Source organism: Streptomyces sp. NPDC092370 (assembly GCF_044755265.1).
Lineage (GTDB): Bacteria > Actinomycetota > Actinomycetes > Streptomycetales > Streptomycetaceae > Streptomyces.
The window spans coordinates 462,055-475,648 of sequence record NZ_JBIVQO010000005.1; the positions used below are offsets into that span (position 1 = coordinate 462,055).

A 13,594-nucleotide genomic window follows, 5' to 3' on the forward strand; every position below is an offset into this window, starting at 1 on the left:
GCATTCGGCTGGCGGATCGCCGACGCCAATCGACGGGGTGACCGAGCCGGAGGAGGCGGTGCGGATCCAGCTGTTCGGTTTCGAGGGGCCGCCGGTCGGCCCTCGCCGGCAGGATCGAGGACAAGTCCTGAAGGGCTCGGTGCGGGACCTCGGACGTACGCCGCGTTCCCGCCCGCCGACGTGACCGAAGCGGTGGGTGGTGGCCGAGGCGATCGGCCACCACCCACCGTTGCGTCACCGTGGGACACGAAGCGCCACAGGGGACGGCGCGACGATCACGGCCGTCCCCCGATCGTGGCCCGGAGCGGCTACCGCCTCGGTCCCGCGAAGGCGTAGACCGTGGTGCCGGTGACCGCGAGGACCACGGCCGTCCAAGTGCCCGCCGCCGTGCCGGGCGGCAGCAACATCCAGGTCGCCACCTGCATCGGCGCACTCGTCGGGGCGGGGGCGAAGAACGAGAACGAGAGCCAGGCGAACGGCAGCGCCCACCCGAACTGCCCTCCGGAGAGCGCCGCGCCCAGGGCGGCCAGTCCCATCAGGCCCGCGCTGTCCCGGACGACGAACGCGGCGGTGGTGATGTCCTCACCCATGGTCTGCACTGCCAGCAGTACCGCGGCGACGACCGCGCCGGCGAGCAGCACGTGCGCCGCCCTGCGGGGCGCCCAGCGGATCGCGGCCGCCCGGTCGAGTGCGAGGTCCTGCCCGCCGAGCCCGATCGAGAACGCCATCGCCCCCGTAGCGAGAACGAGCGCGGCCGCCCGTGGATCCCCGGGCCCCGCACCGCCGTCCCGGGTGAGCGCCCACACCGCCACCGCGCCGAACACCAGGAGGGCGAGCGACGCGGGTACCTGACGCGAGCGCGCGTACAGCGTCAGCCATCTCATCGGGACGCACCGCCGGACAGCACCTCGAACGGGTCACCCTCGCAGGAGAGCGCGGCGGCGCGCATCGCGTTGATCCGCGACAGCTGCTCGGCCCGCTCAAGCGCCTTGAGTTCCTTCCACACCGGGCGGGTCGCGGCGTCGACCTCGCGGCGCACACCTGCTGACTCCATGCCGGGAAGCGGCCTGAGGTCCCCGAGGACCCAGCCGGCCGCGACGGTCTGCGCGTATTCGTCTCCCCCGAAGCCGCTCCAGCCGACGGGGGTGCACCCCGGCACCATGCCCTTGGCGATCAGGGCCCGGGTCAGCGCCTCGCCCTTCGCGGCGGCGATGACGCCGTCGTCGAAGTCGAAGAGCACGGTCTTGCGGGACCACCGCGGCATGGCGCCGTCCGGCAGCACGGAGGTGTTCTCCTGGACCGAGACCGGCGCCTGGCCGCCCAGGGCGCCGTGCAGCAGGCGCAGTGCCTCCTTGCCGGGGCCCGCCAGTTCGGCCAGTCGCGCCCGGTGCGTCTTCGTCACGCACACCGGGCCGTCGCACACCAGCTCCGCGGCGGCCTCGTCGACGACGTACATCCGGCGCGGATCGGAAGGCAGGACGAGCAGGGCGATCACGGCGCCCGCCAGGACGGGCGTCAGGGCGATCAGCCGGGCGCGCCAGGTCGCGGCGACCAGCAGCGCGAAGCCGGTCGTGGCCATGCCGAGCAGCCAGATCGTCTGCCCGACGTGCACGGAGGCGGAGAGGGTGACGAGCACATCGCGCACCTCCTGCACCGCCGGTGACAGCAGGGAGACCCGGTTCGGCTCCGTGCTCGTGATGCCCGTCGCCGTGGTCGTCTCCGTCCGGCCCATCGACATGTGCATGAGGGCCGTGAACACGAAGGCGCTCATGGTCAGCGCGGGCGGGGTGAGCGCGGACGGCAGGGCCCGTCCGGCCCCCATGCCCAGCACGGCACCCGCGACGAGGAAGAGTGCCCCCACCAGCGAGACCGGCAGCCACCCGAGGTGCGTGTACCCGGAGTTGGTGAACACCTGGGCCCCGCCCACGAGGACGAGGAGCGCATAGGCCGAGGCCAGTGTGATCGCCGTCGTGCCCGCCAGGGTGGCGGCGCGGTGCCGGGCGGGCCGCGGCGTGCTCGTCAGCAGCTCGGACATCTTCGAGCGGTGGTCGCGCAGGCCCTGAAGCGCCCCGAGCCCCACGGCCAGCGGCCACAGGTAGAACAGCAGGGAGCGGGTCCACATCGCCAGGGGCGTCCACTGCGCCGTCCACGCCGTGGTGCCCCGCCACCACTCGGCGTCCAGCAGGTACAGGAACGTCAGCGCGCTCGTCAGGACCACGAGGCCGGCCCACGGGGCGACGGAGCGTCTCAGCTCGATACGCAGGATACGGACATTCACCACGTGCCCCTTTCCTGGGCGGGGCCCCGCAGCAGCGCCGAGTAGCCGCGCTCCAGCGGACTGTCGCCCACGTGCTCGGGGCCGCCCGCCGCAGCCAGCTCGTCCGGGGTGCCCTGGAAGGCCAGCCGGCCCTCGGCGAAGAGCACCACGTCGGTGCAGGCGGCGGCGACGTCCTCCACCAGGTGGGTCGAGACGAGCACGCAGGTGTCCGTACCCACCTCCTGAAGCAGCTCGCGAAAACGCAGCCGCTGTGCCGGGTCCAGGCCGACCGTCGGCTCGTCCAGCAGCAGGATCGACGGATCGTTGACGATGGCCTGGGCGATGCCGACCCGCCGCACCATGCCGCCCGACAGGGCCTTCATCCGCTCGTCGGCGCGGTCCGCCAGACCGACCCGCTCCACGGCACGCTGGACCGCCCCGGGGATGTCCGCCTTGGGCACCTCCTTCAGCCACGCCATGTACTCGACGAACTCGCGCACCGTGAAGCGCTTGTAGTAGCCGAACTCCTGCGGCAGATAGCCGATCCGGCGGCGCAGCACACGGTGCTCGCCCATGCCGCCCGCGGACTCGCCGAGCAGCTCCAGAGTGCCCTCGGTGGGGCGTAGCACGGTGGCCAGTGTCCGGATGAGGGTGGTCTTGCCCGCCCCGTTGGGGCCGAGCAGACCGTGCACGCCGGTGCCCAGCGACAGGTCGAGCCCGTCGACCGCCATCCGTTTCCTGCCGACTTTGACCTTCAGCCCGGTGGCCTTGATCTGCCAGGCGTAGGCCGTCGGCGCGACGTCGGCCGCGCTCACCGCGGTCCTCATGTGATGTTCCTTTCCGATGGTCATTCATGGGCTCCCAGCACCGAGTACGCGCCCCTGCGGGCGATCAGGACACCGATGCCGAGGGTGAGGACCAGCCCCCACACGGGCAGGCCGCCCGTCTGCAGGGCGAAGGACGTACGGCTGGCGGCCAGCGTCGGCACCACGATGACGGCGGCCCACACGGCCACCAGTGCGACGGCGGCACGGGTCACGCCGATGACACCGCCGAGCGCCAGAGTCGTCGAGGTGAAGGCCAGACAGGGCAGCAGCCACTGCGCGGCCGTCACCCCCGTCACCCATCCGCCGACCAGCAGCGCGGGGACGATCACGGCGAGCACGGACACGGTTCGCCGCAGCACCAGGTACAGCCCCGCCCTCGGCACCGAGGCCGTCAGCTCGTACGCCGGGTCCAGGCCCCGTGACCAGGACGCCGCGACGCCGAGCACGGGCAGGACCGGGGCGAGCAGCAGCACCAGCGACACCTCGCCGGTGCCGGTGCCGGTGCCGGCCAGCTCGAGCAGCAGCGCGAGCAGGGTCACGCTCACGGCCATGGCCAGCCACGGCACCATCGTGGGCGTCAGCCACCTCGACAGCCACGCCGACCGGTACCGTCGGCGCGGCACCGGGGTGGCGGCGGCCAGCCGGGGTCCGAGGTCGGACCACACGGTGCCGACCAGCGCCGCCACGGCAGGCACCTGCGACGCGACGGCGGCCGACAGCCGGTCACGGCACACCCGGCACGTCTCCAGGTGGGCCTCCAGGGCCCACACCTCGTCGGCGGCGATGTCCTCATCGCCGCGCGCGTAACCGTCGATGATCCGCATCGACGCGTGTTCCACGCTCATGCCAGCGCCTTCCGCATCGCGATCCGGGCCCGGCGGGCACGGGTCTTGACCGTCCCCTCGGGCAGCCCGAGCAGGACCGCGGTCTCCCGGACGGACAGTCCGTCGAGCACCATGGCCTGCAATACCTGTCTGAGCTCCGGCGCGAGGCGCCGCAGTGCGTCCCCGACGTCACCGTCGACGGTCGCCGCGAGCGCCTCCTCCTCGGCGGCGGGCGCCACGGGCTGCGCGGCGGCCGCGGGCGGCGGCTGCGCGTGGTGGGCCCGGCGCCGGAACGCGTCGACGAGACGGCGTGCCGCGATCGTCCACAGCCAGCCGACGGCCGTCCCTCCCACCGCGGTTCCGGCGAACGCGCCCGCCGCGCGCCACACCGCCAGATACGTCTCCTGCATGACCTCGGCGACGATCTGCTCGTCCGCGCAGCGGCGGCGCAGCCGCACCGCCAGCCACGGTGACGTACGGCGGTACAGCTCCTCGAACGCCGCGCGGTCCCCCCTGGCCACCAGCCGGACGAGGCGCTCCTCGTCCATGTCCCCCGGCGCCTTCCTGCCTGATCTCACACCCACTAGACGCCCGGCCCGTACGACGGGTTTTCCCCCCGATGTGATACCCGTCATATGTGGTGACCCGGTCGCCTCGGCGCGACGGCGTCTCACCGACATGCGTTTCGATCACCGCCGAACACGGCAGCGAAGTGATCACGGCTGCCCAAGGTCGTCTTCGGGAAGACCGACTCCGGTGTAGCCAACCCGGCGAAGGCCGACGGCACCACACTCCTGGACGAGATCTGGGCCGGTGCGCCGTTCAGCAGCAAGAGTGCGCTGGTGACGAGGGTGCAGTCGACGGTGAACTCATGGGTGTCCGCGGGCCGGCTCACCCAGGCCGACGGACGGAAAGTGCTCACCACGGCGCAGAACGCGACCTACGCGCCACCAGCGACGGTGTCACGATCCACTACGAGGAACAGGGCTCCGGCCCCCCTCTCGTCCTGCTTCACGGCTGGGGCTTCAGCGGCCGCTTCTCCACCCGCAACGTGGACGCACTCGCCGAGCACGCCCGCGTCATCACCGGGTGATGTGGCCCATGGCTCTCCTTCGACGTGGGTGTGTTCCGCCGTGCGGTGTCCGCGTCGGCGGTGGGGTGCCGGGGGTGTCCCTCAGCGCCCGTCCCCGGGCGGTGGGATGTCGGAGTGTCCCTCTCAGCGCCCGTCCCCGTGCCGCCCGGCGTCCGGCCCGGGCGGCCCCGGGGCCAGGCCCTCGCAGAGCGCGGCCACGGCGGCGGCCCCGTGCCCGGCCGCGAGCAGCGGCGTGCGGATGTCCTGCTCCAGGTCGGGCAGGTAGCCGAGGAGGACGTCGGCGGGCCCCCGGATCCGGACGCGGCCCAGCGCGCTCCCAGCGCGCCGCGCCCGGGAGCAACCACCGCGCCGCTCTGCAACTGGAGATCGGTTCCGGGCCGTATTCCCGTTGGGCCGCTACCAGGCGTTCCGGGTACTCCCCGACGTCCTCCCGCTCTGACGCAGGACCCTCGGCGGTCAACTGCCCAATTTCACACGGGGATTGTGCACCTCCCACGATGAGGCACGCGCAGGACGGTCATCGCCCTCGCCCGGGGACAGCGGGCTGAGGGCTCGCCTCCGGCTCATCTAGGTGAAAGTGCGGGTCAGCGCCACGCTGTGACGTGACTGGGGCGTCTCTCAAGGCGCGCGTGCCCTCCGGGTGCCCAACCTCGGGCTGCGGAAGTACTCGCAGAACGCAGCAATGGGGCTCCCCCGATGAAACAAGCCCCAAGTCGCTGACCTGGGCTTCAAGGTGGAGCGGGTGACGAGAGGCGAACTCGCACTCGCAGCTTGGGAAGCTGCGCCTACCGGCGGACAGTTGCCGCGCCGGCCTGGGGGGATTGCCGGGCAGGAACCTTGCCGGGAGCGGCTGCCGTCCCCGTGTTCCCCCTCGCTCCCCGCTCGATCTGGCGCGCCTGTGTGGGTTGGGGGGCCCGGCGCACGTCCCTGACGGGCCGACTGTGCGCGCGGAAAAGATCCCTATGCCGTGCAACCGTCGCGGGGGGTCGGCAGTCGTTCTTGGTGCCGTCCGCGCCGTCAAGGCGGATCAGGCGGCCCTTACCCGGGTGACCTGACCTCCCCTGCGCTGGATGCGCTCGCCAGCCTTGGTCCCGGGCACCCCGGGGCCACCAGAGTGTGGGGGAAACACACGTATGCGTAAGCGCGCCACCGTGGCCGCCGTTGTCGGCGCCCTGGCCCTGTCCGTGTTCGCTGGTCCGGGCGCCGCCCGGGCAGACGAGGTCGTCGGCGACACCAAGATCACCAAGGTGGTCGTCAACGGCGGGTCCGACATTGTCCTGGGCACCACGAATCCGAAGACCTTCACCATCGCGGTGACCGCCACCGACGACTCGGGCATCAAGGAGGACTACACCTCCCCCACGCTGTGGCACGGGCCTGGCCAGAAGATGCCCGAGGATCCCTACGGGCTCGTGACCCCCGACGACGTGTCCGGTGACTGCGTGGCCCACGACGCCACCACGACCACCTGCACCTTCACCTTCACCATGAACCCGCGGATCGACCCTCAAGACAACACCACGGCCGGAACCTGGAAGGTGCGTGCCAGCGTCAGCGGCAACGACTGGGACTACGTCAGCAAGGACGTCGCCGCCACGGTGAAGGTCAGACGCTACGCCAAGCTGACGGTGAACGCTTCGCCGGAGCCGGTGAAGAAGGGCAAGACCCTCACTGTCACCGGCAGTCTGAATCGTGCCGACTGGGAGACCTACAAATACGCCGGCTACACCGGTCAGCCGGTGAAACTGCAGTTCCGTAAGAAGGGCACCAGCACCTACACCACCGTCAAGACGGTGACCACGGGTAGCGCCGGCGCCCTGAAGACCACCGTCAAGGCCGTCACCGACGGCTACTGGCGCTGGTCCTTCGCAGGCACCTCCACCACGAGCGCCGCCAACGCCACCGCCGACTACGTCGACGTGCGGTAGGCAACGCTGAAACGCGCCGGGTCCCCTCAGGCCGGGGCCTGGCGCCGTGTCGTCTGTGAACGGATTGACGTCCGGAACGAGGTAGGGCCAGCTTGCGAGGAAACCCCTCCTGAGCTGGCCCTTAAGGCTGTGCCCCGGCCGGATATGAACCTGCGGCACCCGCTGCCGTGCGGTGCCATGGCACCACCACGACTGCCGGCAGCGAGGGACAGGCCAGTGCGGCCCCTCGGTGCGCCTGCCCCTCACACATCTACCGGTGTGGCCTACGTGTCCCTCAAGTTCACCTGGGCCCACACACATTGATGTCAGGCAGTGATGCCAGGTAGTGATGTCAGGTAGGATGGCTGGGTTGGAGCGCAGTGAGGCCGAGCTGTTCACCGATGGCGGCAACGGCGCTGTGGTTCGCCTGCCCGGTCAGGGGTTCCCTGGGTTTGTGGTGCAGGGAGACTCCCCTCACATGCTCCGAAGCGATCTGGCCGAGGTGGTGGATGCGAGCGCGGTGGCCTGGCCGAGGCTCACGCGTCCCAGGTCACCGGGAGGCTCTTCACCCCGTAGATGTCCGCGGTCTCCGGGCGGAGGGGAACGTCTTCGGCGGGTACGGCCAGGCGCAGCGTGGGGAAGCGGTTGAGCAGCGCGGAGAACGCGACCCGCATCTCGATGCGGGCCAGCTGGTGGCCCAGGCACAGATGGATGCCGTGACCGAAGGCCAGGTGTCCGCCGTCCTGCCGGTGCAGGTCGAGCACGTGGGGATCGGTGAAGCGCTCGGGGTCGCGGTTGGCCGTGTTGTACGACAGGACGACCGTCGTGCCGGCCTCGATGGTCTGGCCGCCCACTTCGACATCCTCCAGCGCTGTCCTCATGAACGACTTGGCAACGCTGAGATACCGCAGCAACTCCTCCACGGCCCCGTCGACGAGCGCGGGATCGGCGCGCAGCGCGGCCAGTTGCTCCGGGTTCCGCAGCAACGCGAACGTGCCGAGGGACAGCATGTTCGCGGTGGTGTCGAACCCTGCCGCCAGCAGGATCAGGCTGATCCCTTTCAGCTCCTCATCGGTCAGATCGCTGTCGGTGAGTTCGCTGAGCACGTCGTCGGTGGGGTTCGCGCGCTTGGCGGCCACCAGCTCCGCGAGGTACTCCTGGGTCGCGGTGTAGGCCGCTATCAGCTCCTCGTCGCTGGTGGTTCCGCCCATGAACGTGTCGATCTGCTCCTGGAAGGAGCCCCGGTCCTCGTACGGCACTCCCAGCAGCTCGCAGATCACGATGGTGGGGATCGGCTTGGCGAAGGCGGTCACCAGGTCCGCCGGCGGCCCGGCCTTTTCCATGGCGTCCAGGCAGTCGGTGGTGATCTGCTCGATGCGCTCGGTGAGCAGCCGCATCCGCCGTGCGGTGAACCTTCCCACGAGCGGTTTCCGGTAACGCCCGTGCTGCGGCTCGTCCATGAGGAGGAATTCGCCGGGCGGCGCCGGTGGGAGCTCGAAGTCGACCATGTTCATGAGCTCTTTGCGCGAGCTGAAGCGCGGGTCGGCCAGGACCGATCTGACGAGGTCGTAGCCGGTGATCAGCCAGCCGGGTTGGCCGCCGGGATGGGTGTAGCGGCTGATGGGTCCGTGCCGACGGGCGTCGATCAGCTCTGCCGGCGGGTCGAAGGGGCAGGTGGGCTGACGCTCCGTCGGCAGGGTCGTGACGGTGTGGAGGGATTCGCTCATGGCCATTCCTCATCTCGCGACATCACATGCTTTGCGTATGTCGAAAGCTACGTTGCGTTCATGATTACGTCAATGAGTCGAATGGCATTAGACCAGGTAGCGAGCGCTAAATTGATGCAATGGCCCTGTGAGTGAAGGCAATGGTTCGTTGCAATGAGTAGAGGCGAAGGCAATGCCGGCGGCAGGCGAGGAGGACGGTTGACCCAGCAGCCGCGCCAGCGCATCGCGGCCGGACCCGCCGACGGGCTTTCCTGCGCCGAGATCGCCAGGCGATTCGACCGGCCGACCTCGACGATCAGCCGGGGAGTAGCCCGGCTGCGAACGTCTCCGCCACTGAGGACGAGGAAGGCCCCGACCACAGCAACCGGTCGGGGCCTTCCTCGTCCTCTCACGGCGTCGGATCAGAAGAGTGCCTTGTAGCCTTGCCATCCGGTGGCGATCTTCACCCGGCCGGAGAACGAGCCGTTGCCGTTGCCGCTGTTGCGCCACAGGTTGCCGGAGGTGTCCCGGGAGACGAGGTCCGCCTTCCCGTCACGGGTGATGTCCCCGACGCCGACGACGACGTTGTACGCCGCACCCCAGTCGTCGAACACCTTCGTCCGGGATGTGAACTTCCCTGTGCCCGTGCCGTTGTAGCGCCACAGCTCGTTCGAGGCATCCTGCGCCACCAGATCTCCGTGGCCGTCACCGTTCAGATCCCCGACCCCGACGATCTTCTTGTAGTCCCGCCAGTTGTCGTACAGCTTCACCCGCGTCGCCAGCTTCCCGTCGCTGGTGCCCTTGTGCAGGTACACCGCCCCGGTGGAGGAGTCGCGGGTGATCAGATCCGCCCGCCCGTCACCGGTGATGTCCCCCGGCGAGGTCAGCACGTTGTACTGGTTCCAGCCCGTGCCCAGCGAGACGTACGACGTCGACGGCGTGACCGCCTTCCCGCAGCCCGGCCGGTACGCCCGCAGGGAGCCGTCGGCCATCCGCGCCAGCACGTCGTTGCACCGGTCACCGTTCATGTCCCCGAACGGGATCGCCCTGACCGATGTCGACCAGCCCGAGCCGCTGGTCTTGCCCGAGAAGACACCCGTACCGGAACCATGGTGGAAGGTGAGCGAGCCGCTGGAGTTCAGCGTCAGCAGATCCCCGACGCCGTCCGGCACCGAACCGGTACCCGAGTGGTCCCTGGGCGCCGCCGTGATGACGCGCGCGGAGGACTCGGCGGTCGTGCTCTCCCAGCCGCTCTTGCGTGCGGTGACGGCGACGGTCACCTTCTTGCCGCGCAGTGAGGCGGGCACCAGGTACGTGGAGGCGGTGGCCCCCGGGATCACCTGGCCGTCGGCCTTCCACTGGTAGGTGTACGAGTCCGGGGCCGGCGTCCAGGAGCCGGGCGCGGCAGTGAGTTTGGAGCCGACCCGGGCGGTGCCGGTGACGGCCGGGGCCGTGGTGTTCTTCAGTGTGGCCGGGCTGACCGTGAAGGAGCCACGCGGGTGCTCCCAGCCGTTGTGGGTGATGACGCTGAGGTACCAGTCGCCCGGGGTGAGTCCGGTCAGGTCCAGAACGGCCGTCAGGGACTTCCGGTCGGCGGCCACCGAGGTGGTGGTGGACGCGACCGTCTTACCGGACTTGCTGATCCGTACCTTGTCGTCCTCGTGCAGGGCGGTGCCCGTCACCGTCACCGTGGTCTTGGTGCCGCTGACGCCACTGGTCGGGGTGACCGTGCCGACGGTGACCTTCTCGGTGCCGCAGAGTGAGGACGTACAGACGAGTTCCGCCTTGTAGACGGTCTGCGAGGCCTTCTCGGGCAGCCCGACGACCAGGATGCTCGGGGTGACCTCCGTCGTGTACGGCTCATTCACGGAGCACTTGTAGCCGGTCGGGATGTGCAGCGTGCAGGTGTTGTCCAGGCTGGCGTCGTACAGCGCGGGCACGGCCGTCTGGGTGCCGCCCGCGGTGTCGCTGACCACGAAGTCGAAGCGGTCGCTGTACGCGGTGGGCAGCGCCGCGCAGACCGCGGTGTGCTGCTCGTCCAGGGTGCCGGTGACCGGACCGTACCCGTAGCTGACGTTCGGGACCTTGGCGCACTCGGCGGCCGGTCCGGCGGGGGTCGCGATGCGCAGCGCGTCGAACCGGTAGGACTCGGCGGCCGACCGGTTCGTCGGCACGGTGACGAGGACCTGGTAGCTGGTGGAGCCGGTGACCGCGCACGCCTTGTTGCGGTACGAGCAGACGGCGTCGCCCTTCGCGTCGTACACCAGGATGTTGGCGGTGCCCAGCGGGTCGCGGACATCGAGGTGCAGGGTGTCGCCGGCGTCGGCGGTGGTCACCTGACGGCAGAGCAGCAGGCCGGGTGCGGCCGGAGTGCCGCCCGTGGACGGGCCGTACACCGCGGTCGCCGGGTTCGCCGCGCAGCCCTGGGCGGTGGCGGTGACGTCACGCCGGGCGAGGGTGTACTCGGCGGCGGTGTCGCGGCCGGTGACCAGCACCGTGTGCGCGACGCCCGGTGCGAGGGCACAGGTGGTCCAGGTGGACAGGGAGGACGAGACGCCACAGACCTGCTTGCCGTCGGCGTCCAGCACCGAGAACTTGGCGGTGGAGCCACCGGAGACGGCCCGCAGCTGGAGGTTCTCCATCGCGCTGTGGTCGTCCGCCGGGATGGACAGGCAGTGGGAGAAGACGCCGTCGCCGGTGCCGAACCGGGCCGTGGCGCCGCCGACGCTGAAGTCGCCCGCGGGAATGGCCGGGCAGCCGTTCGCCGCGTCGGTGCGGTGCAGGGCGAGGCGGTACGAGCCGGTCGCCGTGTTGTCGTCGTCGGTGGACACCAGGGCGCGGAACGGGGCGGAACCGGTCAGCGCGCAGGTGCCCGTGCCGAGGGACTCCCAGTCACATCGCTGGACGCCGTCGGCGTCGACGACCACGACCTCCGGCTGCGGAGCAGGGCCGCTCAGGGGCGTCAGCGCGGCCATCCGGGCACCCTCGGGCAGCGGCAGTGTCAGGCAGTCGATCTCGCCCGCCGTGGCGAAGGTGCCCCGGTGGGTGCCGAGCTCGACGGGCTCGCAGCCGGCGGTGCCGGCGCGGTCGAGGATGAGGGTGGCGTGGTCGGTGAAGACGGTGTAGTCACCGGCGGGGATGCCGCAACCGGCGCACACGGTCTTCCCCTCACGGTCGTACACGGCGAGGGAGGAACGGGCCCCGTCCGTCACCTCGTACACCCTGTACCGTCCCGCCGCCGCGGCGGTGAAGACCTTGCAGCCGGTGGCCGGATCCGCCGTGGTGGGCGCGGAGTTGTACGCGTTCACGGGGACGCGCGCACAACCCGCGGGGTCGGACAACCGGCGGATCTTCAGGGTGTACGGGGCGGGGAAGCCGCGTTCGGCCTGGCGGACGTGCCCCAGCACCCGGTACGGCCCGTCGCCGGGCAGCACACACCCGTCGCTGTCGTCCTCGTTGAAGTGCGGGCAGATATGGGCACCCGTCTCGTCGGTGATCCAGTTGACGCTCTCGCCGTACGTGTCGGTGCCGAAGTCGACCGTGATCCGCTCGCCGGGCTTTCCCTTGAACGGATGACACACGAGGCCGTACGGGGAGACCGCGGAGCCGGTGACCGGGGGCAGGTCCCACGAGGTGCCGGTCTCCTGCGCACAGCCCGCGGTGGCGGCCAGCGGGGTGACGGTCACGGGGATCTCGCGGCTCCCGGTCCCCCAGCTGGTGTTGGTCAGCTTCAGGGTGAAGGCGCCGGCGCGCGGCAGCGCGCACCAGCCGCTGCCCCACGTGAGGTCGTAGCAGTCCAACTGGGTCTCACCGTCGAAGACCTCGGCGGTCGTCGCGGTCCTCTCCGTCAACACGCGGTGCAGGCCGGGCTGCTCGGCGGTGAAGGTGAAGCAGGCGCTGCCGTCGGTGGCGACCGTCGCCTTGCCCACCGCGGAACCCGGGTCGCCGAAGGGGGCGAGCGGAAGGGTGGCGCAGTCTTCGGCGGCGGAGACCGGGGCGGACGACGCGGTACTGCCGGCCATGGTGGCCGATGTGGTGGCATCGGACGCGGCCGTAACCATGGTGCCGTCGGACGCCTGTGCCACGCCGACCGGGAGAAAGGCCGTCAGCAGGACCGACAGTGTGAGTGTGAACAGGAGCGCGGTGTGCGCCGCGGATCTCCCGCGCACACACAGGCGGTAGGGCATTGCGTTCCCCCCAGGATGGCGTCGAGCGACGCAGGTGAATGCCGGGGCCCCAGGTGACCGCGGGTCGAGGGCGGCGCACGGCGAAATCAGGCGAATGATCGCACAGGTGTGCCACTCGATACACCTGTTGTCGGGTGTCTCGGAGCCACCCGCCGAAAAGGGCACGCCCCCCGCCGAACTGGGCACGCCACCTGCCGAACTGGGCACGCCACCCGCCGAACAGGGCACGCAACACCGCCGCGAAGAAGAACGCCGACGAGCCTTGCGGAACGGACTTGGCACACGGCGAGCCATCGCTGCGAGCAACCCAAAGGCCCAGTTCGTTGCGGCGACGGGGCTACTCGTCGCCGTAGAGCCCCGGGATGTGGCGCCACGACGCCGCACACCCGGGCAACCGGTCTGGGCAACAAAGAACCCCCGGGTCTCTGATCTGGGGGTTCGCGTGGAGCGGGTGGTGACGAGAATCGAACTCGCGCTCTCAGCTTCGGAAGCTGCGGTCATTCGAGCCCGAATCTGGGTGCCGACCTGCGTTGATGACTGACATGGACTCTCGCAGGTGCCGTCGGCTTCCACCGTGACTCCCCGCTGTTCCCCGCTCGATCTGGTGCGGTAGTGGAGCGGAGCAGCGGCGTCCAGGAATTGATCAGTTGACCACCTTCCCTTCCCGGACCTCCTTCCTCGTCCGGGATGCCCGGCTGCTAGCTGTTCTGCCCGGGGAGGTTGTGGACAGGTGAGCCAGGTCTCGGTTGAGGGATCTTGAACAGGTGAGGGCCTTCCGGGTTCGGTGTGGATT

Annotated in this window: 10 protein-coding genes, 1 tRNA gene and 2 pseudogenes; 5 read left to right on the forward strand and 8 right to left on the reverse strand. The window is 70.4% G+C overall.

Features of this window, described 5'->3' with window-relative positions; genetic code table 11:
• Positions 1–308: 308 nt before the first annotated feature.
• Genes ACIQHQ_RS19075 through ACIQHQ_RS19095 form a run of 5 tightly spaced genes read right to left on the reverse strand, consistent with a single transcriptional unit; the run spans position 309 to position 4,456 of the window.
• Positions 309–884, reverse strand: a complete 576-nt coding sequence (locus ACIQHQ_RS19075) for a hypothetical protein (protein WP_402613048.1) — start codon at positions 882–884, stop codon at positions 309–311.
• Entirely contained in the window at positions 881–2,278 is a 1,398-nt protein-coding gene (locus ACIQHQ_RS19080) for a hypothetical protein (protein ID WP_402613049.1), read from the reverse strand. Before ACIQHQ_RS19080 ends, ACIQHQ_RS19075 begins: the two co-directional genes overlap by 4 nt.
• Positions 2,275–3,108, reverse strand: coding sequence for an ABC transporter ATP-binding protein (locus ACIQHQ_RS19085; RefSeq protein WP_402613050.1), 834 nt, complete (start codon positions 3,106–3,108; stop codon positions 2,275–2,277). The genes ACIQHQ_RS19080 and ACIQHQ_RS19085 overlap by 4 nt, the downstream gene beginning before the upstream one ends.
• Positions 3,105–3,929 carry a zf-HC2 domain-containing protein gene (locus ACIQHQ_RS19090; protein ID WP_402613051.1) on the reverse strand — a complete coding sequence of 275 codons (825 nt, stop codon included), beginning with the start codon at positions 3,927–3,929 and terminating at the stop codon, positions 3,105–3,107. The genes ACIQHQ_RS19085 and ACIQHQ_RS19090 overlap by 4 nt, the downstream gene beginning before the upstream one ends.
• On the reverse strand, positions 3,926–4,456 hold the full coding sequence (locus ACIQHQ_RS19095) for an RNA polymerase sigma factor (protein ID WP_402613052.1): 531 nt from the start codon (positions 4,454–4,456) through the stop codon (positions 3,926–3,928). The genes ACIQHQ_RS19090 and ACIQHQ_RS19095 overlap by 4 nt, the downstream gene beginning before the upstream one ends.
• 177 nt (positions 4,457–4,633) lie before the next feature.
• On the opposite strand from ACIQHQ_RS19095, the pseudogene ACIQHQ_RS19100 reads away from it, so the two are divergent.
• From ACIQHQ_RS19100 to ACIQHQ_RS19115, 4 genes and pseudogenes are all read left to right on the forward strand, one after another.
• Positions 4,634–4,855: pseudogene (locus ACIQHQ_RS19100) on the forward strand (hypothetical protein); the annotation flags it as partial.
• On the forward strand, positions 4,780–5,001 hold the full coding sequence (locus ACIQHQ_RS19105; protein WP_402613053.1) for an alpha/beta fold hydrolase: 222 nt from the start codon (positions 4,780–4,782) through the stop codon (positions 4,999–5,001). The pseudogene ACIQHQ_RS19100 and the gene ACIQHQ_RS19105, both read left to right, overlap by 76 nt.
• Before the next feature lie 1,133 nt (positions 5,002–6,134).
• Positions 6,135–6,929 (forward strand): calcium-binding protein, encoded by a 795-nt coding sequence (locus ACIQHQ_RS19110; protein WP_402613054.1) that lies wholly within the window; start codon positions 6,135–6,137, stop codon positions 6,927–6,929.
• A 340-nt stretch (positions 6,930–7,269) separates the two neighbouring features.
• Positions 7,270–7,557: a DUF6959 family protein gene (locus ACIQHQ_RS19115; protein WP_402613055.1), complete on the forward strand. Its 288-nt coding sequence runs from the start codon at positions 7,270–7,272 to the stop codon at positions 7,555–7,557.
• Here the strand turns inward: ACIQHQ_RS19115 and ACIQHQ_RS19120 are convergent.
• Entirely contained in the window at positions 7,445–8,635 is a 1,191-nt protein-coding gene (locus tag ACIQHQ_RS19120) for a cytochrome P450 (RefSeq protein ID WP_402613056.1), read from the reverse strand. The two genes, ACIQHQ_RS19115 and ACIQHQ_RS19120, sit on opposite strands and share 113 nt — an antisense overlap.
• A gap of 153 nt (positions 8,636–8,788) precedes the next feature.
• On the opposite strand from ACIQHQ_RS19120, the pseudogene ACIQHQ_RS19125 reads away from it, so the two are divergent.
• Positions 8,789–8,950 (forward strand): annotated as a pseudogene (locus ACIQHQ_RS19125) (helix-turn-helix domain-containing protein); the annotation flags it as partial.
• Between the two features lie 86 nt (positions 8,951–9,036).
• Here the strand turns inward: ACIQHQ_RS19125 and ACIQHQ_RS19130 are convergent.
• On the reverse strand, positions 9,037–12,783 hold the full coding sequence (locus ACIQHQ_RS19130) for an FG-GAP-like repeat-containing protein (RefSeq protein ID WP_402613057.1): 3,747 nt from the start codon (positions 12,781–12,783) through the stop codon (positions 9,037–9,039).
• Positions 12,784–13,253: 470 nt separating this feature from the next.
• Positions 13,254–13,327, reverse strand: a tRNA-Arg gene (locus tag ACIQHQ_RS19135).
• Positions 13,328–13,594 lie beyond the last annotated feature (267 nt).

Excerpts from the sequence above, each read along its gene's own strand:
- ACIQHQ_RS19085 (WP_402613050.1), bottom strand. The coding sequence starts at position 3,108 with ATGACCATCGGAAAGGAACATCACATGAGGACCGCGGTGAGCGCGGCC.
- ACIQHQ_RS19110 (WP_402613054.1), top strand. The coding sequence starts at position 6,135 with ATGCGTAAGCGCGCCACCGTGGCCGCCGTTGTCGGCGCCCTGGCCCTG.
- ACIQHQ_RS19120 (WP_402613056.1), bottom strand. The coding sequence starts at position 8,635 with ATGAGCGAATCCCTCCACACCGTCACGACCCTGCCGACGGAGCGTCAG.
- ACIQHQ_RS19090 (WP_402613051.1), bottom strand. The coding sequence starts at position 3,929 with ATGAGCGTGGAACACGCGTCGATGCGGATCATCGACGGTTACGCGCGC.
- ACIQHQ_RS19075 (WP_402613048.1), bottom strand. The coding sequence starts at position 884 with ATGAGATGGCTGACGCTGTACGCGCGCTCGCGTCAGGTACCCGCGTCG.
- ACIQHQ_RS19105 (WP_402613053.1), top strand. The coding sequence starts at position 4,780 with ATGGGTGTCCGCGGGCCGGCTCACCCAGGCCGACGGACGGAAAGTGCT.
- ACIQHQ_RS19115 (WP_402613055.1), top strand. The coding sequence starts at position 7,270 with ATGGCTGGGTTGGAGCGCAGTGAGGCCGAGCTGTTCACCGATGGCGGC.
- ACIQHQ_RS19095 (WP_402613052.1), bottom strand. The coding sequence starts at position 4,456 with ATGGACGAGGAGCGCCTCGTCCGGCTGGTGGCCAGGGGGGACCGCGCG.